Raw genomic sequence first — 20,610 nt, 5'->3', positions numbered from 1 at the left:
GATAGGACGGCGCCGCCACCCGGCCTCGGCAGATCATCCACACGGCTGAGATCGACGCTGAACCTGGACGGCACGGCTGACCCCCGCGGTGTCAGGGCCGCCGAGGGTGCCCGCGGGTTCACCCAGCGCATCAGAGTCGGAACAGCTAGTCCCTGGCTCCGGTGACGGCGTCACCGGGTGTGCGCTTCTGCTTGCGTGCGGGCGCTGATGTAAGTGATCGGCGGCGATGAGCCGTAGTGCATGGATTCCTTCCAGGGCAGGCATCCTTGGATAACTGCGTGACGATCGCGGGCGCAGAAACGTCCGCTGTTCCAGCCTATGTGTTCCTTTGCCTACGCCTGTCAATCGCCAGCCTTATAGATATGTTGAACAACATGTTCAACTGTCCGACTTTGACACACGATGCCCGCCTGCCTAACGTCTGGCGTTAGCTGCTCAACTTACTCTCACCGTATCTATCGGGGGCCTCGTGGACACTAGGAACTGGTTCTTCACTCGGACAACACGAAATCTCGCGCGAGCTGAGTACCTGCTAGCCCTGGCCTGCTTGATATCGGCGGTTATTTACCATCGCGCCAATATCAATTGGGTGGTCGCGGTATGTCTTTATCAGTACATCGACGTTTTTGGCCTGTATCCCGGATCGATTGCGATGCGCAGGAGCAAAACCGGGCGCATCGGCAAAGTATACTACCTGCTATACAACATACTCCACAGTGCGGTGACGCAAGGCATTGTTGTGATCTCACTATGGTTGATCTTTGGATGGCACTGGGAATATCTCGCGATTCCAATTCATTTGTGCGCAGACAGGGGGCTTTTGAATAACTATCCGAAGCCCTTTTTCTTTCCGTGGAACCCGGAGACGTTGCCCGAGTTCGAGCGACTTCTGGGACGCAATCTCGAAAGCGGTAAGGCAGACATAGCCGCCGCCGTGTCTTCGTCGAAGCCGGGGACATGAACGAATATTCGGCGGGAATTGCAGAATATCGAATCAAAGGTGGGGAATTGGCTACAAAGATGACGTCGTCGCGTACTGGCGCGATTCCGCGCCCCCGGTGGCGCTTGCCTGTGCTGGGCGACCTGACCACGATGAATCTGATCACGCCGACCCAAACAACGATGGCCCTCGGTCGCGAGCTCGGCCCGATCTTCGAACGCAAGTTGTTGAACATGCGATTCGTGTTCGTTTACGATAGTGAAATAGTCGCCGAGCTATCTGACGAGACTCGGTTTGCGAAGAAGACATTGCCCTTTCTTCGCAGCATCGGGGAAGACGGATTGTTCACTGCCCACAACGATGAGCCAAATTGGCGTCACGCACATGATCTTCTGAAGCCGGGTTTCACCCAGGCCGCGATGCGTGGATACCACCAGACGATGCTCGACACGACGGCCGCCCTCGTGCGGCGGTGGGACCGCAGTGCCGGTCGAGCGGGTGTCGACGTGGCAGGCGACATGACCAAACTGACGCTGGAAACCATCGGGCGTACAGGATTCAGCTTCACCTTCAACGCTTTCGAGCGCGAAGAACCGCACCCCTTCGTCACTGCGATGATCGAATCGCTGGCCTACGCACCGCTGCGCTCGGTATTTTCTGTACCTATCATCGGTGATCTGCTGCTGCGCCACCCGGACGGGAAGGAAAAGGCCAGGCGGGACTACATGTTCGGTGTCGTGGACAAAGTGATTGCCGAACGTCGTGAGGCCGACCAGGACCAGAATGGCGACCTGTTGGAGCTGATGATGCGGGCCGTGCGCCAGAATGACCCGAATAGGCTTGATGAGCGCAACATGCGCTATCAGATGATCACATTCCTGGTCGCTGGACACGAAACCACCTCCGGGGCTTTGTCATTCGCGCTCTACTACCTGTCTCAACACCCCGAGGTATTGGCCCGAGCGCAGGCCGAGGTAGACGACGCGTGGGGGCGCACCGAGGTGCCAAGCTTCGAACAAGCCGCGAAGCTTAGGTACGTGCGCCGCGTGCTCGATGAGGCGTTGCGGCTCTGGCCCACAGCACCTGTCTACTCCCGCCAGGCTCGACAGGACACGGTCGTCGGTGGCAAGTATCCGATGGCTGCGGGCGAAAGCATGAACATCTTGATCCCGAATCTGCATCGCACGCCGGCGTGGGGACCGGATGTGGACCGGTTCGATCCGGACCGCTTCGCCCCCGATCGCGTACGCAACCGAGCACCCCACATCTACAAACCGTTCGGCACTGGTGAGCGGGCCTGTATCGGAAGGCAATTTGCGATCCATGAGTCCCTCATCGCGCTCGGCTCCATCCTGCAGCGTTACGACATCACAGCCGACCCCGGATATCGCCTGTGTGTCGCCGAACGACTCACCTTCATGCCCAAGGATTTCCGCTTGAGCTTGCGCGTGCGCAACTAGTACTCCAGCTATAGTTTGTGTCCGTCAGGTTTGCTACTTCGTGGCTGGAATTGGCCGGTTTGCCAGGCGGTGCTGGTGATATTCGTGTTGTACGCTGAGGTGGCTGAGCGCTTCTTGGCATCCCGTTCGTCGATATCGAGGATCGGTTTGCGGCCGCAGAGGGGCTACACTACGTCGTCACGCAGGTCGCCTCAGGCCGCGTAGGCATCTCAGAAGGCGCGAGAGGCGAAGTGCTCCACGAGTTCTGGAGCGGCGTGTTCGGGCATCGTCCAACAGCCCATCTCCGGCGGTTTCAGGGGCGGGTTACCCAGCCCGCGCGTGGTTTGCCGACGCGACCCTGCCCATACCCCTATCGACTCGTCGAACACATCTCGCCAACGATCACAGCTATGCCGGCCGCAGCGACTCATCGGATCAGTTGTCTTACAAACAAATTCGACATAATTCTGCGGCGCCACCATTCTCGGTCCCGACTAGGCGACCCCACCCCGAACTGGTTCCTGCTAGGTCAGATCAACCGCACAGCCAGCAACTACAACTCACGTACCAGCCGCTGGTGAGGTCGCCGAATCGAGTTAGCCGGCGGTCCGTCGCTGTTCGTCCTGACGCTGTGCCAGTTTGTTGGCGAACCGTTCCCAGTTCGCTGCATGTTGCATCGCGATACGTGTTACGGCGTCGTTCCGATGGGTAGGAACGTCGGCGATAACGGTCTCCCAATGCTCAAGCTGGAGAGGTTGCGAAGAAAGCAGGCGCAGAAGTTTCCGCCCGGAGTCACTGAACCGGATCGAAGGATCTCGTTGCAGGCCCTGAATGAGCTCGGCCAATGTCTCCGGCTCCCTGTCCACGACTCGTGCGGGTTGGCTCCGTCGTTTTTTGCGAGAGGACAAGGCGGACTCGCCTCGCTGGAGCCGGTCGCGTACGTCCTGCACGGTCGCCGGCGAAACGCCCGCCTTGCGGGCAACTTCCCGCAGGGAAGCTCCGGGCTGCTCGATGATCAACTGAGCGGCGCGTTCACGACCCGCGCTGGCGTCGACGGGACGGACACGTCCGTCCCGTCCTACCCGACTGTTCAACTTGGGAATTTCCTTGCTTGAGCGGCGGATCCCCGAGACAGTCTTCGCGGCCAGGCCTGTGCATGATGCGACTGCGCTGTCCGACCACTGTGGGTGAGTAAGGAGAATGCGGTGCGCGGCTGCGGTCCGCTCACCCAGGGTGAGTGGTAGGCCGTGGGTGGTATTGGCCTTCACGGCGAGGACGAACGCATCCGCTTCACTGCCGTCGAAGAATACGGCGGTTATATGAGTGTCACCACGAAGCTGTGCCGCCCGTAGCCGGTGCCGCCCGTCGATGAGACGCATGGACTCTCTATCCAAAACAATCGGCGGAAGCGCGGTCTCGAGGTCAGCCATGAGACGGATGTGGTCAGAGTTTTCACCGGAAAACCGAGGGCCTTCGACTATCTGCACGGATGCCACCGGCACTTCCACAGCGACGTTTGCAGACGCGTCTTCAGGAAAAGTGAGCGCGCTGATATTCTCAGCGGTGTTCATTAATTTGGCTTCCGCGCCTTTGCGAAGAGCTTTACCCAGATTTGTATCAGTCACAGAGGTTCTCCCAAGTACTACGCGAAATCCCGCCGAGTATGCGCTTCACTGCTCAGCAGGTCCCAGTCGTCGAGTTGATCGATCCATCGATCGGCCCCAGCTACAAGGCGCAACCTGTCGATTGCGAAGGGTCGGCATGAACCGACTGCAATTGATTCCGCATGTATTGTGCACTCCCTCCCTTTGGGTCGTTCGGCATGAAGCTCCAACGGAACTACACCGACCTCAGTGGCCCAGGACTCCCCGCCTGGACCGACTGGAGACTATCGGAATAAGCCAGGCGGTTCCAGGCAGATGGCGGCGATTCCGCAGGCCGGACTGCGTGATCAGTGATGCTGCTGGTCACCTGTCTTTACACACAGACCGGTTACCGATGAGTAACGTCATGGACTTGTTGAGAGGGGTCAACTGCCGCCAGTTTGGTGACATGGAGGTTCGGCCTGCGGGCATGGCCGGCGGCCGAACACGAAGTAAATTGCAATCGTTTGCGCACGGGTGTCGCCTCTTCGGCGATGTACTGGTACGGTCACTTTCAGTATCGCCTTCTGGAATGGCTACCGAAACGCAAGTTTCACGTTGTGTCGGCAGGGAGTCCGCGCAATAGAATGGGGAGGGAATTCGCTATGCAGAGCTATCCAGCGCTTATCGGCGGGCGGGACGGGGAACACACCGAATGGATTCATGCCGTGCACGCGGCGTCGATGCTCCGTGATGAAATGGCAGTTCTCAAGCTCAAGCGCCAGCTCGATCGAGGGAAAATATCCGCAACCGATGATCCGCGAATTCTAGGCAGGGTCGGCATCTGCGATCGAGACCAGATCATCGCGGCGAGCGCCGCCGCCAGAGCCGCCCAGCCCGCCTGGGCAGCAATGGGAATGGACACCCGGATCGAATTCGCTCGCCAGGTCGGCAAGATCGTTCAGTCCAACGCCGACCGATTCGTCGAAATCCTCACGGCGGAAGGACATCCCAAGAAGCTCGCCGAGTGGGAGGTGTCTGGCGCGATCAGCATGACCAACGAAGCGAGCCTGGAACTCTACCGCCACCAGATGCGTCAGATCTCCCATGTCGGAGGCCGTGAAATCCGGCTCGTGCGAAAGCCTGACGGCGTCGTGTGTGTCCACCCGCCGTACAACGCCCCGACGGCCAACTCGATCGTCTCACTGGGTGCGTTGATCGTAGGCAACACGATCGTAGTCAAGGCTCCGCGCAGCGCCGCGTTCGGCACCGCATGGTTCTGGCGCGAGCTCATCGCACCAGTTCTCGACGGCTTGGGCGCGCCTGCGGGCACCGCCAACATGATCTGCGCGGCTCCCAACGAGGCCCTCGATATCTGGCTCGACAGCCCCGATGTCGACGATCTGATGTTCTTCGGAGACTCCGAACGAGGCATCGAAATCGGACAGCGGTGGTCGGCACACGGGAAGAAGGCGGTCCTGGAGCTCGGCGGCAACGACGGCGTGCTGGTCTGGCGCGACGCGGATGTGGATCTGGCAGCCAAAGCGTTGGCAGAGTGCTTTTACGGATCCGCCCAGGTCTGCATCGTCCCCAAGTACGCGATCGTCCATCCGGACATCGCGGACGCTGTCGTAATGCGGCTGGTCGAAATCGCGAAGGAGATCCGGCCGGGATACCCCGAGGACGACGACTGCCTGCTGTCGCCGGTGTTAAAAGCAGAGGACTTCATGACGGCCCTCACCGACGCTCTCGCGCAGGGCGCAGAGTTGGTGTACGGCGGGAACCGGATGGAAGTAACCGGGGAGGTCAGCGATCTGGGCTACTTCGTCCAGCCGACCATCATCACGGTGAACGGCTTACAGGCAGCCGACCGCCTCGACGCCGTCCGACGCGAGACTTTCTTCCCATTGCTCCCGATCATCATCCCTTCGCCGGCCGCCGACGACGAGCTGCTCACCGAGTCGATCGCCTTCATCAACAGCAACCAATACGGGCTGCGAAACTCTCTGTGGACCGCCGACAGCGACGTCATCGATCAATTCTGTGAACGCGTAGAAAACGGCGGTCTGTTGAAGGTCAACGACAGCCATATCGGGTTCGTCATCGGCCTTCCCAGCCAGGGCGGCGCCGGCCTGTCGGGAGGCCCCTACGGCGAGGGAAACTTCCCGATCCTGCGAACGTCGCGACTACAGGGCATCAGCATCGCGTCCGACGTCCATCCCCGCTCCGCCGTCTTCGACACCAGCGTGTCCTGACCAACCGCGAAGCCTCCCGGCCGAAAAGACGTCGGCATACACCTGCCAAGGAGCGAAAGTCCTGTGATTCTTGATGAAGAAGCACTTCGAACGACCGAAGAACTGGTGCCCGGCCTGCTCGCGGATGTCGCCGCGTATTCCCTGATCGATCTCGAGGAAAACCCGTCGAACGGTATCGATGCCTTCCGGAAGTCGAAGGCACCCGGTCTGCTCGTCCCCGAGGTCCACGGCGGCAAGGGCGCGACGGCCCTGCAGGCGCTGAACTTCACCGTCGCGCTCGGCGCCGTCGCGCCGTCGCTCACAGTCGCCGCGACGATGCACAACTTCACGCTGGCGTCGATGCGAGCCTTCGAGGACAAGTTCCACGGCATGGAATGGGTGATCATGGACGCGATCGCCCATGAATCGCTGCTTGTGTCCAGCGCCGGCGCCGAAGGCCGTTCTGGCGAGGGACAGCTCACTCCCAAAACCACCGCTGTCCGCCGCGGCGACGACTGGGTGATCAACGGATCGAAGAAGCCGTGCAGCCTGTCCCGGTCGATGGATCTGCTGTCGGCCAGCGTCCAGCTGATCGAGGACGGGCACCCGCCCCGATTGGGCATGGTGCTCGTGCCCGCCAACGTCGACGGTATCGAGATCCGCCCCTTCTGGAACTCACCGGTCTTGCGGGGCACCGAGAGCGACGAGGTCCTGCTGAAGGACGTCGTCGTTCCCGATCAGCTGGTCATGAAAGTGGAAGAAGGCGACCGGATCTCGTTCGACGAGGTCCAGCGGATCGGCCTCACCTGGTTCACTCTGCTCGTCTCGGCGACCTATCTCGGCATGGCGACCACGCTGGTGCAGCGACTGTTCGAAAGCGGCAAGGGGACCGCGCAAGCGCGATCGGAGGCGGCCACCGAACTCCGGGCAGCGCTGCTGGGTTTGGAGCGCATCGCGATGACCTTGGACAGCCCGGCGAAGCCCCAGATGCTGTTCGACGCCCTGGTAATGCGGTACGCGGTGCAGGACTCCGTCCAGCGATGCGTCCGCAGAAGCACCGAAGTCCTCGGCGGCATGGAGTTCATCAACAACCCGGCCATCGGCTATCTCAACGCCGCGACGCAAGCCTTCGCCTTCCACCCGCCCACCAGAAACTCCATGTGGGGTGCCCTGGACGAGGCGTTCCGCGGCAACAGCTTGGAAATCGTGTAGCGACCCCGGAATCGGCTGTGTCGCACGAAGAGGATGAAACAACGTGAATGATATTGAAGATCAGAGCCATGTTCTGGCGCTGTGCTCCAAGCATCTCGGCCGCCGCCTAGCCGGCATTTCCAAGATGCTCGGCGGCAAGGTAGAGGCCGAGTCGTATGGGGCAGGCCTGACCACCATGGACGGAACGTCGTATGTAAACTGCGCTGGCTCAGGAGTTTTCCTCCTCGGAGCCCGCAACGAGTACGTCGTGGAATCGGTCATCAACCAGATCCACCGCCACCCTCTGTCTGCGCGGCTGCTCATTGATGAGACCAGCCCGCGCGCCGCCCAAGCGTTGGCCTCGATATGCCCGGAGGGCATCGACAAGGTTCATTTCGTGAGCTCCGGCACCGAAGCGACTGAAGCAGCGATAAAGCTGGCGCGCGCCAACGGATTCCGACGGCTGATCTCTACCACGAACGGCTACCACGGCAAGACGATGGGCGCGCTGAGCGTCACCGCGCGAGCCATGTACCAGGACGCCTTCAGGCCGCTCATCCCGGACGTCGTAGAGATCCCCTACAACGATCTCGATGCGCTGCGCCGAGTGCTCGCCGACAGCATCCCCTCGTGCTTCATCGTGGAACCGGTGCAGGGCGAGGGCGGTGTCATCGTCCCCAGCGATGACTATCTGCCCGGCGTCTCTGCTCTGTGCGCCGAATACGGCGCCTTCCTCGTTGTCGACGAGATCCAGACGGGCCTCGGCCGTGTCGGAGGAACGTGGGGGATCGACGGCATGGACGTCCATCCGGACGTGATGCTGGTTGGCAAGGTTCTCTCCGGCGGTGTCGTTCCGGTGTCAGCGATCGCATGCACCTCGAATGCCTACAAACCGTTCGAGAAGGACCCCCTGCTACACACGTCCACCTACAGTGGTGCCCCGATCTCGGCGGCCGCCGTACTGGGAACGGTTCGGGCGCTGCAGGTTCAGGATATTGGCGAACGGTCGCGCACGATCGGTCAGCGCTTGCTCGCGAGCTTCTCCAAGAGCTCGGCGGCGGCACCGGCCGGCACCGTAAAGGAAGTCCGCGGCAAGGGCCTGCTCATCGGGATCGAGTTCACCGATCCAGGGTTCGCTGGAGAAATGTTGCTCGGACTGATCGAGCACGGAGTGCTGGCGAACCATTCCATGAACAACTCTTCCGTCGTACGGTTCACGCCGCCCGCGATCCTCACCGACGACGAAATGAAGATCGTCGAGGCGGCAGTCAGGGACGCATTCTCCGGAATCACCAGCGCGGAAACACTTTTGAACCCTGGAGAAACCGTGCGGAGCTCCTCGGCTCCGGCGGTCGGCTGACGGAGGAACAACCCGTGACACAAGTACAGATCGAGTGCCTTGTCAAAGGCTTCCCGCGGCAGGAAGTCTACGAGACGCTGAAAGACGCTGACGTGTACCGCCGGAACGCTCCGGACCGCGTCAAGTCCGTCGAGACGGCAGCCTCCCTCGACGGCAAGGGCGCCGTCACCGACTGGGAGGTTTACTTCCGCAATGGCCTTCTGGCCTGGTCGGAACAGGACTTCTATGACGACGAAGCGTGTGTTCTGAGCTTCGAGCAGATCGACGGTGATTTCGACACCTTCGAGGGGAGCTGGGTCGCTGCGGACGGCGACGAACCCGACGAGGTAAAGCTCGTATTCCGCGCTGACTTCGACTTCGGCGTGCCAAGCCTCGAATCGATCGTCGCGCCCGTCGCGGTAAGGGTGCTGACGCAGACGATGTCGAACATCGTCCTCCAGGTCTTTCCAGGCTCATCGATCGTGCAGTAACTCGTCCACACGGACAGATATGGCGGGGATAGGAACAATGACAACCATAACCTCCGATTTGGACACGGACTCCCTGATTGGCGCGCTCAGGAAAGCGCTCGTCGAACGGGAGTCGTGGAAGCGTCGCGCCGAGAAACTCGAGCTGCAAGCCTCGGATCCGGTGGTGATTGTGGGTATGGGGTGTCGTTTTCCTGGTGGTGTGTCGTCGCCTGCTGGGTTGTGGGATGTGGTGGTGGGGGAGCGGGATGTGATCTCGGGTTTCCCTGTCGATCGTGGTTGGGATGTTGAGGGTGTGTTCGATCCGGTGCCGGGGACGCCGGGTCGGTCGTATGTGCGTGAGGGTGGTTTTCTCGATGGTGCGGCGGAGTTCGATGCGGGGTTCTTCGGGATCAGTCCTCGTGAGGCGTTGGCGATGGATCCGCAGCAGCGGTTGTTGTTGGAGGTGTCGTGGGAGGCGGTGGAGTCGGCGGGTATTGATCCGCGTCGGTTGAAGGGGTCCAACACCGGCGTCTACACCGGCCTCACCTATCAGGGCTATGGGGCACACCTCATCAACGACCCGTCGAACGCTGTCGACGGTCTCATCGCGACCGGCAACACCTCCAGTGTCGCGTCGGGCCGAGTGTCCTATGTCCTTGGCTTGGAAGGCCCTTCGCTGTCGGTGGACACCGCATGCTCTTCCTCATTGGTCGCTTTGCACCTCGCGGCGCATTCGCTGCGCCGCGGCGAGTGTGACCTCGCGTTGGTCGCAGGCGCGACGATCATGGCGACCTCCTCCGCGTTCGTCGAATTCTCCCAACTGCAGGCACTGGCTGCGGATGGTCGGTGTAAGGCGTTCGCTGAGGGTGCGGATGGTTTCGTGCCTTCGGAGGGTGTCGGTGTATTGGTGGTGGAGCGGTTGTCGGATGCGGTGCGGTTGGGGCATCGGGTGTTGGCGGTGGCGCGTGGTTCGGCGGTGAATCAGGATGGGGCGAGCAACGGGTTGTCGGCTCCTAACGGGCCTGCCCAGCAACGTGTCATCCGCGCAGCACTGGCCGACAGCCGTCTCTCCGGCGCACAGGTTGATGTGGTGGAAGCCCAGGGAACGGGCACCCCGCTGGGCGACCCCATCGAGGCGCACGCGCTGATGGCCACCTACGGGCGTGAACGCCCTGAGGATCGGCCGCTGTGGCTGGGATCGGTCAAGTCGAACATCGGCCACACCCAAGCCGCTGCTGGGATGGCAGGGATCATCAAGATGGTCGAGGCGATGCGGCGTGGCGTCTTGCCGAAGACCTTGCACGCCGAAATCCCCTCGGCCGAGATCGATTGGTCCTCGGGCACAGTGCGCCTGCTTACCGAGGAACAGCCCTGGCCCCGAACCGACGAGCCACGGCGCGCGGGGGTGTCCGCCTTCGGAATCAGCGGCACCAACGCGCATGTCATCCTCGAAGAATCGCCTACAAATGTGCCGGAATCGCTCGCCCCGCAACCTGTTCCGGCGCGACCCGCAGTGATGGCGTGGGTTTTGTCGGGACGAAGTGCCGATGTCGTCGCACATCAGGCACATCGGTTGTGGACACGAGTGAACAGCGATCCCGAGATCGACCCGGCCGACGTTGGCATGTCGTTGGCCAACCGGACACAGTTCGAGCACCGTGCGGTCGTGATCGGCACCGACCGCACCGACCTCCTCGCTGCCCTTCAAACTGTCGGCGACGATGCACCCGACGACCGCGTGGTGCGCGGACATGCAGGCACCGTCGGCAAAACGATCTTCGTCTTCTCCGGGAGGGGCCCGCAGTATGCGCAGCCTGCAGTCGAATTACTCGACACCTCATCAGCTTTCGCCGAGTATCTGCTCGAATGTGAGCACGTTCTGGCTGAGTTCGTCGACTGGAGGCTCACCGATGTCCTACGCGGTGCACCGGGAGCTCCGGGCCTGGATCACGCCGGTATCGAAGCCGTCGCGCATTTCGCCGTCACGGTGGCCTTGGCGCGACTGTGGCAGTCGATCGGTGTGGGACCCGACGCCGTCCTAGGACACGCCGCCGGAGAGATCGCTGCCGCTAACATCGCCGGCACCCTCACCCTCCGCGAGGCAACCCACATCGTCGCGTACCGAAACGGATTGGCTGAGGCGGTGCCACAGATCAACTCAGCGCCTGCCACGATCCGCGAGTACTCCTCGGGCACGGGCGGAGCGCTCGGCGCTGGGGCGTCGGACGGGCGGCACTGGATCCACAACCCCAACGACGCGAAGAAGTTCGAACAGGCCGTGCTCGCCGCCCGTACTGACGGCGGCCGCTACTTCCTGGAGATCAGCCTCGACCCGTGCCTGGTGCCGAAACTCGCGGATATCTTCGACACCCGCCCGGAGCTTCCGACGACCTACATCTGCGGCAACCCGCGCCACGGTGCCGACGGATTGCAGCACATCCTGACCGCGGCTGCCGAGCTGTACTGCGCAGGCGGCAAAGTCGACTGGTCTCGCTTCTTCGTCGGCACTCACGCGGGCCACGTCGATCTACCCACATACGCCTTCGACCGCAAGCCGTATTGGCTGGAGCCGACCCGGCCCGCTGTTCCTGGCGCCAGCGCCGCCGGACCCGCGGAATCGGCGGTGAACCCCGACGACGAAGTGCTCGCGGCACTGGAAAAGCGATCATCAGAGGACCGCTACGAGGCCCTGCTGGAAGTCCTCTGCCGCGAGATCAACGAGACCTTGCGCAGCAGTGGCCACGAGACCATCACCGCCGATATCAGCTTCACCGATATCGGACTGGACTCCATATCGGCCGCGGAACTGCGGAACGGGCTGACCGCAGTCACGGGGCTGCGCCTGCCCACCAGCATCGCGCTCCGGTATCCGACACCGGCTGCGTTGACCGCGCATATCCTCGAACTCCTGGAAGAGACTGCGGCATGAGGGACAGAAGCCGGCTACACCACCAGATCGAGGACCCCGCCGTGACGCACCTCGCCACCGGCGTCGACGGTTACGGCACTGCCGCCGTACAGAACTGGTCGCACAACCCCAGCGGGTTCCTGGCCCTCAACCAGGAGAACAAGCAGTTCCGCGCAACGAACATCGATGGGGCGATCTTTTATCGAGAGATTGGGCGGTACTTCATCCAGCTCGGAGGACCGTTCACGGCGGCGGAGTCGAAGCCGGATTTACTGCGGGAGTTCGTCCAATATGCGCAGCGCCAGAAGAAGGATGTCGCGGCGATGCAGCTCCTGGCGGACGACGCGGCCGTCTATGCCGGCAACGGCTTTCACGTGAACCAATTCGGCTCGTCCTACGCCGTCGACCTGAACGGCTACTCGTTACGCGGAAAGAAGTTCGTCAAGCTTCGGAACAAGATCTCGCGCGCCGAGCGAGCAGGTCTCCAGGTTCGCGAGGTCACCCATGACAATGTCAGGGCCGACATCTCTGACATCGATCGACGGTGGCTCCGGACGAAAGGACGGTTCGCGCGTGAGATGGCCTTCATGGTGGGCGAAGTCGGCGGGCCGGTCCAGAATCTGCGCAGACTCTTCGTCGGCACGATGGGAAAGGAAACCGTCGGATACATCTCGTACTCGCCCGTCTACGGGACGCAAAGCGGATGGCTCCACGATCTGAGTAGACGTAACGAAGTCGCGCCGCCTGGGGCTATGGAGGCGATCAACTGGCACGTAATCAGGAAGATCACCGAGGAAGGCGCTGGATACCTTCATTTCGGCCTGACTCCGTTCACCGGCATGTCGGCGGAAAATCAATTCCCCACAAAGAATCCTTGGCTGGCATTTCTCCTCGACAAGTTATATGATCATGGAAGCCTGGTTTATCCTGCGGAAACGCAGCTTCAGTACAAGTTGAAGTGGGACCCAGTGATCTTGATCCCCGATTTTCTCGCTTATCGTGGATGGCTTACGCCCGGAAAGATCTCAGGTCTTCTGCGTGCCATCAATATGATATGAGTATGTGAATCAGGGAGGGGTACCCGAAGTGGCCTATCGGGAGTTGAGTCTCTCAGCTGGGGTAACGCCCACGCAGGTTCGAATCCTGCCCCCTCCGCTCTTGATTTCGGATTCTCAGTGCTGCGGTCCGATTATTCACGACTGTCGTGGATGGCATGTGTTCGGGGCTATTCCCGGACTTCTGTAAGGCATCATCACGCTAGAACTTACTAATTCAGGGAGGGGTACCCGAAGTGGCCTACCGGGAGTTGAGTCTCTCAGCTGGGTTAACGCCCACGCAGGTTCGAATCCTGCCCCCTCCGCGTTCGATTCCGTCAGTCCGAATGCTCCCCTGCGGGCATGTCCGGAGGCGTCCATGAAAAAGCGTCTTGCGGTGGCGGCAATAACCAATACTCTGGCGGGCGGGAACCCGCTCGAGGTGGTCAGCGCTCTGCGCGACCACGACAACATAGGGCTCCACGAGTTCATCACCCGAAGTCCTGGTGACGCGGAGACCATCGCGCACGAGCTGACAGGCGGCGGTGATATCGATGTCGTCGTCGCGATCGGAGGCGACGGAACCGCCGGCGAAGTCGCTCGGGGAATGTACTCGGCAGTCGGACGGCCAATTGGGTACCGTCCCAAACTGCTCATCGCTCCCGGAGGAACCGGCAACTCGAACTATCGATGCCTGTGGGAAGACAAGCCGTGGCTCGAGGTCATCGAGGCGGTCTTCACCAGTGGCGATGCCGTCTGCAAGCCCATCGATCTGGCGTGGATAGCGAAGCTTGACAAGCCGGCACTGCTCGGTATCTCAGCTGGCCTGTTGCCCGAAGCCCTCACGATTTCGCATTCCCTGCAATCGGACGGCAGGGAGAAGCTAGCCGAAGCGGCATTGATGGCACTTCAGTCCTACCAGGGGTACGCGGGCAGGGTGACTGTCGACGGGGAGCTGCTCGTCGAGACGGAGATATTGGCAGTCCTGATCGGCGGCAGCAGGTACCGAGGAGGCTTTCTCAACCTTCTGCCCAGATCGATCCTCGATGACGGGCTACTCGACGTATGCGTCGTGAACGCACGGATGGATCGGGAAGAATTTGCGATGGCGTGTGTGAACGGCACACTGGGCGCCGTGCCCGGAAGTCATTATCGCAGTGGGAAATCGGTGCGGATCGAACGGCTGGACGGGCAGTCGCTGAAAATCGATCACGATGGGGAGCTAGGGACCGTGGAATCGCCCGCCTTCGATATCGATGTATTGCCGTCCGCCATCGATGTTCTCGCTTCACCAACCACTCAGATTTGGTCTGACTAGCGAATTGTGTAATGGACATGAATATTGGCACTGACACCGGAAACTCGAATGTTACACGAGTGCTGATCATTGGAGCCGGGCTTTCTGGCATCTGCGTCGGCATCAAACTTCTCAAAGCTGGGATCACCGATTTCCACATCCTCGAGAAGGCTTCAGGAGTGGGCGGGGTATGGCGTTACAATACGTATCCCGGCAGTGCCTGCGACGTGAAGTCCTACACCTACTCTTCTCGTTTGCCCTCAATAGCGGGTGGACGCAGATGTATGCTCCGCAGTCGGAGATCCTGGAGTACGCCGAGCGTCTCTGCGATGAGAACGACCTCCGGTCTCGAATTATCTGCAACACAGACGTTCGATCCTACGAATACAATGATACCGAGGCGATGTGGTCGGTGACCACATCGGACAACACGGTTTACTCGGCCAACGTCCTCGTCGATGCGACCGGCGTGCTCCACATTCCCAAGGTTCCTGACATCGAAGGTCGGTCGCGTTTCACCGGGCCGGTATTCCACTCGGCAGAATGGGATCATTCGATAGACCTCAGCGGCAAACGCGTGGCCATTGTCGGCACCGGTGCCAGCGCCATTCAGATACTGCCGGAACTCTCGAAGTACGCCGCGAGGGTCGACGTATTCCAGCGCACCCCTCAATGGGTTCTGCCTCGGGCGAATCGACCGATCCGCTCGGTGGAGCGCGCGATGTTCCGAAGGCTGCCGTTATCACAGAAATTCCAGCGGTACCTGAACTACTGGATCCACGAAATCGTGGTGGTGGCGTTCTTCCACCCCTCCTTGATGAAGATCTTCGAGGTGGTTTCGAAGAGGTTTTTGGCCCGCCAGGTAGCCGACCCGGGCCTGCGCCGGTCGTTGACGCCGGACTACCGCGCCGGATGCAAGCGATTCCTGATCACCAGTGACTGGTATCCGGCCCTGCAGCGGCCGAACGTCGAGCTGGTCGGCGATTCCATCGCCGAGTTCGTTGAAACGGGGATACGGACCGCCGACGGCACGGTCCACGATCTCGACGCGGTGGTGTACTGCACGGGCTTCCGCACTGACAAGCGGATCGCGCTGGACTACGTCAAGGGGCGCGACGGGGCGCTCCTTTCCGAGGTCTGGCAGGACGGTATGGAAGCGCACCTCGGCACCACGGTGGCCGGCTTCCCGAACTTCTTCCTCATGATGGGACCGAACTCGGGCAGCGGACACCAATCCATCCTGTTCGCGATCGAAGTCCAGGCGCGCTACATCGTGAAGTGTGTCGAAATGATGAATCGCAATCGATGGCGAGCGATCGAAATCAAAGCCGACGTGCAAAAGGGCTTCAACAAATTCGTCCGATCGCGGCTGGCGGGATCGGTCTGGAATCGTGGCGGATGTACCAGTTGGTTCCTAGACGAATCAGGAGAGAACCGGCAGGTCTGGCCAGGCTGGAGCGTTTCCTACTGGCGGCAGATGCGTCGACCGGTGGAACAGCATTTCGCGGTGGCTTCGGAATCACTCCAGGGGAGTTCCGCAGCTGAGTTGCTAGGAAGGTAGAGAATGGCGACCGAAAATACCTATCTCGATGTACTGCTCCAGCGGTTTGAAGAGCTGGCCGACAACGTCGCCTACCGGTTCCTCCAGACTGGCGACGTGGACGGCCCGGTCGATGTCCTGACCTACCGTGAGCTGGGCCTGCGGACTCGCGCTATCGCGGGCTGGTTGCAGGAACACGGTCTCGAAGGTGAGCGAGCCCTGCTGGTGTATCCGCCCGGCCTGGACTTCATCGAAGGCTTCCTGGGCTGCGTCTCCGCAGGGGTGGTCGCCGTGCCGGTACCGTTGCCGCACGCGACCGATTTCGATCGCGCGATGCGACGGTTAGCACAGGTCATCGAGGACGCGGACGTGTCAGTCGTCCTCACCACCAACGCGGTCGAGGATATCTTGCAATCCGCGGGCGGAGCGCTCGGCGATATCGAGTTGCGGGCGAGGACAGTGGCCACCGACACGATCCCGAACTCGTATTCCTCGCAGCACCGTATTCCCCAGCTGTCGGCCGAGTCGATCGCGTTCCTGCAGTACACCTCGGGATCGACGTCGGCGCCCAAGGGTGTGGTTGTCACCCACGGGAATCTGCTGCACAATCAGTCGGCCATCTCGTTGGCGATGGGCCACACCGCTAATGGCAGCGACACGGTGGCGGTCAGCTGGCTGCCCATGTATCACGACATGGGCCTGATCGGCCCAGTGCTGGGTACCCTGTACTCGGGCGGCACCGCAATCTTGTTCTCCCCGTTGCATTTCATCCAGCGCCCCGAGCGCTGGGTCAAAGCGATCTCGCACTTCAAGGCAACCAACAGCGGCGGCCCCAACTTCGCCTACGAGATCACCGCCCGGCGGGTAACGCAGGATGTGGTCGAGTCGCTCGACCTTTCCCACTGGCGCCTCGCCTTCTGCGGCGCCGAGCCGGTTCGGGCGTCGACCGTGCGCCGGTTCGCTGATACCTTCGCGCCGGCCCGATTCCACCGCACTGCCTTTCAGCCGGTGTATGGCCTCGCCGAGGCGACGCTGATCGTCTGCGCCGTCCCCCTGGGGCAGGAGCCGACACTGCTGGCGCTTGCACCCCCGGACGGTGGCGGCGCAGGCAAGGAGGTCGTCGGGGTCGGTGTACCGGTGTCCGGCACAACCGTGGTCATCGTCGATCCAGAGACAAGTCGCGAGTGCCCAGTTGGGGCCGAAGGTGAGATCTGGGTTGCCAGCGGTTCGGTCTCGCCGGGGTACCTCAACGGTGTCGCCGCCAACCAGGATGTTTTCCAGGCGACGTTGGCCGATGGTCGTAGCGGATATCTGCGCACCGGCGACCTCGGATTCGCTGCGGACGGACAGCTGTTCGTCACCGGCAGACTCAAAGACGTGCTGATCGTCGACGGGCGGAACCTGCATCCGCAGGACCTGGAGCTCACAGCCGAATCGGCGCACGATAACGTCCGCCCCGGCGGGGTCGCCGCCTTCGCCGTCGACGACGACGAGACCGAGGGCATCGTCGTCCTCGCCGAGGTCCGAGCCGAGGACGACGAAACTCTCGAGTCCACCGCGGCCGCCGTTCGGCGCAAGATATCCGCCGAACACGGAGTGCGACTGCGGGCGGTCGTGCTCATCTCGGCACGGTCGATATTCAAGACCAGCAGCGGCAAGATTCAACGCCAAGCCTGCCGCGGCGCGTATCTCGATGGAGCACTGCCCAATGTCGTTGCTGTCGACGGCAATCCGGTACCCACCGCAAAGTCCGTGGACGTTGATCGTCAGGTCCAGGAGCAGACCATCGTTGCCGCGCCCGGCGCTGACGCCTCCGACATGCAGAGTCTGCTACAGCGAGTTGTCGCAGAAGCATGTGGCATCGCGGCAGAGGACGTCATGGCTGATCGGCCGTTGGTTGAGCTCGGACTCGGCTCGCGGCAACTCGTCGAGCTGATCGGGGTGGTATCCGACCAGCTTGGTCGCCCCCTGGACCCGAGTCTGATCTTCGAGCACCCCACGGTCCGGTCCTTGGCCGATGCCCTCGAGGGCGAGAGTCGCGAAGCTGTCGCGCCCACCACCGGACCGACCGACGACCAGCCGATTGCCGTGCTGTCCATGGCATGCCGGTTCCCGGGCGGCGCGAACACCCCCGAAAAGCTCTGGCAGATCCTGCATGACGGTCGAGATGTCATCTCGGATGTGCCGGCAGACCGGTGGGACGTCGACGGCATGTCCGATGCAGGCTTCCAGGGCGGCTTCCTCCCAGACGTCAAAAGCTTCGACGCTTCCTTCTTCGGGATCAGCCCACGCGAAGCCGAAGCCATGGATCCTCACCAGCGGTTGCTGATGCAACTGAGTTGGGAGGCGATGGAGCGAGCGGGCATCGTCCCAAAGCACCTGGAAGGCACCAAGACCGGCGTCTTCATCGGAATGTACGGCGGCCAGTACCTGGCAGGTATCGACCTGCGTCAACTCGACGGGTACGTCGCCACGGGCACCGCCACGAGCGTCGCTTCCGGCCGTATCTCCTACACCTTCGGGCTGCGTGGTCCGGCGATCACCGTCGACACGGCCTGCTCCTCTGCGCTGGTTTCGCTGCACCTGGCCGCCCAATCGCTTCGGCGGGGTGAGTGCGATGCCGCATTGGTGGGAAGCGCGACTCTGCTGCTGACGCCGAGCGCGCACGTCGAGTTCAGCCAACTCGGTGTGCTCTCACCGACCGGGCGCTGTGCTCCTTTCGCCGCCGACGCCGACGGGGCCGTGTGGTCCGAGGGTGGCGGGATGGTCATACTCAAGCGGCTCGATGACGCGGTCCGGGACGGCGATCCCGTGCTCGCGGTGATTCGCGGGTCTGCGGTAAATCAGGACGGACGAAGCCAAGGACTGAGCGCGCCCAACGGATTAGCGCAGGACGAGGTCATCTCCGCGGCGCTGCACGACGCTGGGCTCGCGGCCCAGGACGTGGATTATATAGAGGCTCACGGCACGGCCACCGCTGTGGGCGACCGCATCGAAGCGCGGTCGCTCGCGCGCGTCTTCTCCGATGCCAGCCGCGGCAACCCGCTGCGTATCGGAGCGATCAAGTCGAACATCGGACACACCCAAGCCTCGGCGGGAATCGCTGGGCTGATCAAGACGATCCTCGCTCTGCAACACAACGTTTTGCCCATTTCGCTTTACGCTGGTGAGCCTTCAGCCGACTGGAATCAGACCGGACTCGAGCTGGTAGCCACCGCCGAGCCATGGGATCGGCGCCCGGATCGTGTGCGGACCGCAGGGGTCTCGTCGTTCGGCATCTCAGGCACCAACGCACATGTGGTGCTACAGGAACCGCCGGCCGCCGCGATTCCAATGGCGATGACGAATCAGCGTGTCTCACAACATCTTCCGTTCCTGCTGTCGGCGAGAAGCCAGCACTCCCTGCGATCTATGTCGGCGAAGCTCCGCGACTTCGTAGCCGCCGATCCTGATCTGGCGCTGGCCGATATCGCGACCACCCTCGCCGTGTACCGTACGCACTTCGAGGATCGTGCCGTGATCGTCGCGCAAGACCGCGACGAACTGCTCGCAGGCTTGGATTCACTGGCGTCGTCGACCGCTGCAGACCACGTCAGCATTGCCTCTGAGGTGAAAACCCACACGGGCAAAGTCGCGTTCGTCTTTCCCGGACAAGGCAGCCAATGGCTCGGGATGGCCCGCGACATTTATCAGATGTCGGAGACCTTCCGCCGCGAGTTCGACCGCTGCGATCTGGCCTTCTACGAACATCTGGGCTGGTCGGTTACCAATCGCTTGATCAGGATGGACGACGCAGACGATCTCGCCCGCGACGAGGTCGTACAGCCCCTGTTGTTCAGCGTCATGGTGTCGCTGGCCGCTGTATGGCAGCGGCAGGGGATCCATCCCGATGCGGTCGTCGGGCATTCCCAGGGCGAAATCGCGGCTGCCTACATCTCCGGTGTCCTCCAACTCTCCGACGCTGCAGGCATCGTCGCTCGCCGCTCATCGGTCTTGTCTCTCACTCCGAGTAACGGCCGGATGCTGCTGATCGCGGCACCGATCGAGGACGTCGTCACAGCCGTCAACAACCTCGACAACGATGACGTATCCATCGCCGCGGTCAACAGTGCACGGGCTGTCGTGCTGTCCGGCGCGGCCGAAGCGCTCGAGACCCTCGCCGCCCAGTTCGAGCACGGCGGAGCCTTCACACGGCTCCTGCCTGTGCGATACGCATCCCACTCGCACTACATGGACCCCATCGAGGACGTGCTCAACCACGACCTCGCCCATATCCAGCCACAAGACGTGGACTCGACAATCACGTGGTATTCGACGGTGACCGGAGACCCGATCCGAGGCACCACCGCAACCGCCGGGTACTGGTTCAGAAACATCCGCGAGACCGTACAGTTCGGCATCACCGTCGAACGGATGATCGCCGACGGCTACCGCTACTTCCTTGAGATCAGCCCGCACCCCCTGCTCACCACAGACCTCGAGTCCATCGGTGACGGCGCCACAATCACGCCCTCGGTGTTCCATTCCCTCCGTCGGGACGTGGACGGGCCGCGGTGCATGGTGGCCTCTCTCGCGGGAATGCATCTGGCCGGAATTCCCGTCGACTGGAACCATGCTCTGCCCGCCGCGAAGCGC

General features: G+C 62.0%; 12 protein-coding genes, 2 tRNA genes and 1 pseudogene. 14 read left to right on the top strand and 1 reads right to left on the bottom strand.

What is annotated here, in order from left to right; all coding sequences use genetic code 11:
• Window positions 1–469: 469 nt before the first annotated feature.
• Both NN4_RS23060 and NN4_RS23055 read left to right on the top strand, forming a co-directional pair.
• Complete coding sequence (locus NN4_RS23060; protein ID WP_147135049.1) at window positions 470–961, top strand: hypothetical protein; 492 nt, start codon at window positions 470–472, stop codon at window positions 959–961.
• Between the two features lie 59 nt (window positions 962–1,020).
• Window positions 1,021–2,400: a cytochrome P450 gene (locus NN4_RS23055; RefSeq protein ID WP_147135197.1), complete on the top strand. Its 1,380-nt coding sequence runs from the start codon at window positions 1,021–1,023 to the stop codon at window positions 2,398–2,400.
• A 575-nt stretch (window positions 2,401–2,975) separates the two neighbouring features.
• Here NN4_RS23055 and NN4_RS23050 read toward each other — a convergent pair.
• Complete coding sequence (locus tag NN4_RS23050; RefSeq protein ID WP_147135046.1) at window positions 2,976–4,004, bottom strand: ParB/RepB/Spo0J family partition protein; 1,029 nt, start codon at window positions 4,002–4,004, stop codon at window positions 2,976–2,978.
• A gap of 623 nt (window positions 4,005–4,627) precedes the next feature.
• On the opposite strand from NN4_RS23050, the gene NN4_RS23045 reads away from it, so the two are divergent.
• The 12 genes and pseudogenes from NN4_RS23045 to NN4_RS23000 form a co-directional block, all read left to right on the top strand.
• Window positions 4,628–6,217 (top strand): aldehyde dehydrogenase family protein, encoded by a 1,590-nt coding sequence (locus tag NN4_RS23045; RefSeq protein ID WP_186818584.1) that lies wholly within the window; start codon window positions 4,628–4,630, stop codon window positions 6,215–6,217.
• A 63-nt stretch (window positions 6,218–6,280) separates the two neighbouring features.
• Window positions 6,281–7,408 (top strand): acyl-CoA dehydrogenase family protein, encoded by a 1,128-nt coding sequence (locus NN4_RS23040; RefSeq protein ID WP_147135040.1) that lies wholly within the window; start codon window positions 6,281–6,283, stop codon window positions 7,406–7,408.
• 43 nt (window positions 7,409–7,451) lie between these two features.
• Window positions 7,452–8,747: an aspartate aminotransferase family protein gene (locus tag NN4_RS23035; RefSeq protein WP_222595139.1), complete on the top strand. Its 1,296-nt coding sequence runs from the start codon at window positions 7,452–7,454 to the stop codon at window positions 8,745–8,747.
• A 14-nt stretch (window positions 8,748–8,761) separates the two neighbouring features.
• A complete protein-coding gene (locus NN4_RS45125) occupies window positions 8,762–9,217 on the top strand; it encodes an SRPBCC family protein (protein WP_186818583.1) in 456 nt (151 codons plus the stop codon).
• A gap of 37 nt (window positions 9,218–9,254) precedes the next feature.
• A complete protein-coding gene (locus NN4_RS23025; protein WP_186818582.1) occupies window positions 9,255–12,125 on the top strand; it encodes a type I polyketide synthase in 2,871 nt (956 codons plus the stop codon).
• A gap of 41 nt (window positions 12,126–12,166) precedes the next feature.
• On the top strand, window positions 12,167–13,162 hold the full coding sequence (locus NN4_RS23020; protein ID WP_246181028.1) for a bifunctional lysylphosphatidylglycerol flippase/synthetase MprF: 996 nt from the start codon (window positions 12,167–12,169) through the stop codon (window positions 13,160–13,162).
• 13 nt (window positions 13,163–13,175) lie between these two features.
• Window positions 13,176–13,259, top strand: a tRNA-Arg gene (locus tag NN4_RS45120).
• Window positions 13,260–13,380: 121 nt separating this feature from the next.
• A tRNA-Arg gene (locus tag NN4_RS45115) sits at window positions 13,381–13,464 on the top strand.
• 53 nt (window positions 13,465–13,517) lie between these two features.
• On the top strand, window positions 13,518–14,456 hold the full coding sequence (locus NN4_RS23015) for a diacylglycerol/lipid kinase family protein (protein ID WP_147135028.1): 939 nt from the start codon (window positions 13,518–13,520) through the stop codon (window positions 14,454–14,456).
• Between the two features lie 11 nt (window positions 14,457–14,467).
• Window positions 14,468–14,668 (top strand): annotated as a pseudogene (locus NN4_RS46960) (NAD(P)-binding protein); the annotation flags it as partial.
• Entirely contained in the window at window positions 14,626–15,996 is a 1,371-nt protein-coding gene (locus NN4_RS23005) for a flavin-containing monooxygenase (RefSeq protein WP_147135023.1), read from the top strand. The pseudogene NN4_RS46960 and the gene NN4_RS23005, both read left to right, overlap by 43 nt.
• Before the next feature lie 3 nt (window positions 15,997–15,999).
• A partial coding sequence (locus NN4_RS23000; protein ID WP_147135020.1) for a type I polyketide synthase occupies window positions 16,000–20,610 on the top strand: 4,611 nt, incomplete at its 3' end.

Source organism: Nocardia ninae NBRC 108245 (assembly GCF_007990755.1).
Lineage (GTDB): Bacteria > Actinomycetota > Actinomycetes > Mycobacteriales > Mycobacteriaceae > Nocardia > Nocardia ninae.
The sequence above is the reverse complement of the archived record's forward strand: the minus strand, read 5'-3'. Positions and strand labels throughout refer to the sequence as shown.

Bases quoted from the DNA above. Each gene is read 5' to 3' on its own strand.
- NN4_RS23055 (WP_147135197.1), top strand. From the start codon at position 1,021: ATGACGTCGTCGCGTACTGGCGCGATTCCGCGCCCCCGGTGGCGCTTG.
- NN4_RS23045 (WP_186818584.1), top strand. From the start codon at position 4,628: ATGCAGAGCTATCCAGCGCTTATCGGCGGGCGGGACGGGGAACACACC.
- NN4_RS23025 (WP_186818582.1), top strand. From the start codon at position 9,255: ATGACAACCATAACCTCCGATTTGGACACGGACTCCCTGATTGGCGCG.
- NN4_RS23015 (WP_147135028.1), top strand. From the start codon at position 13,518: ATGAAAAAGCGTCTTGCGGTGGCGGCAATAACCAATACTCTGGCGGGC.
- NN4_RS23005 (WP_147135023.1), top strand. From the start codon at position 14,626: ATGGCGTTACAATACGTATCCCGGCAGTGCCTGCGACGTGAAGTCCTA.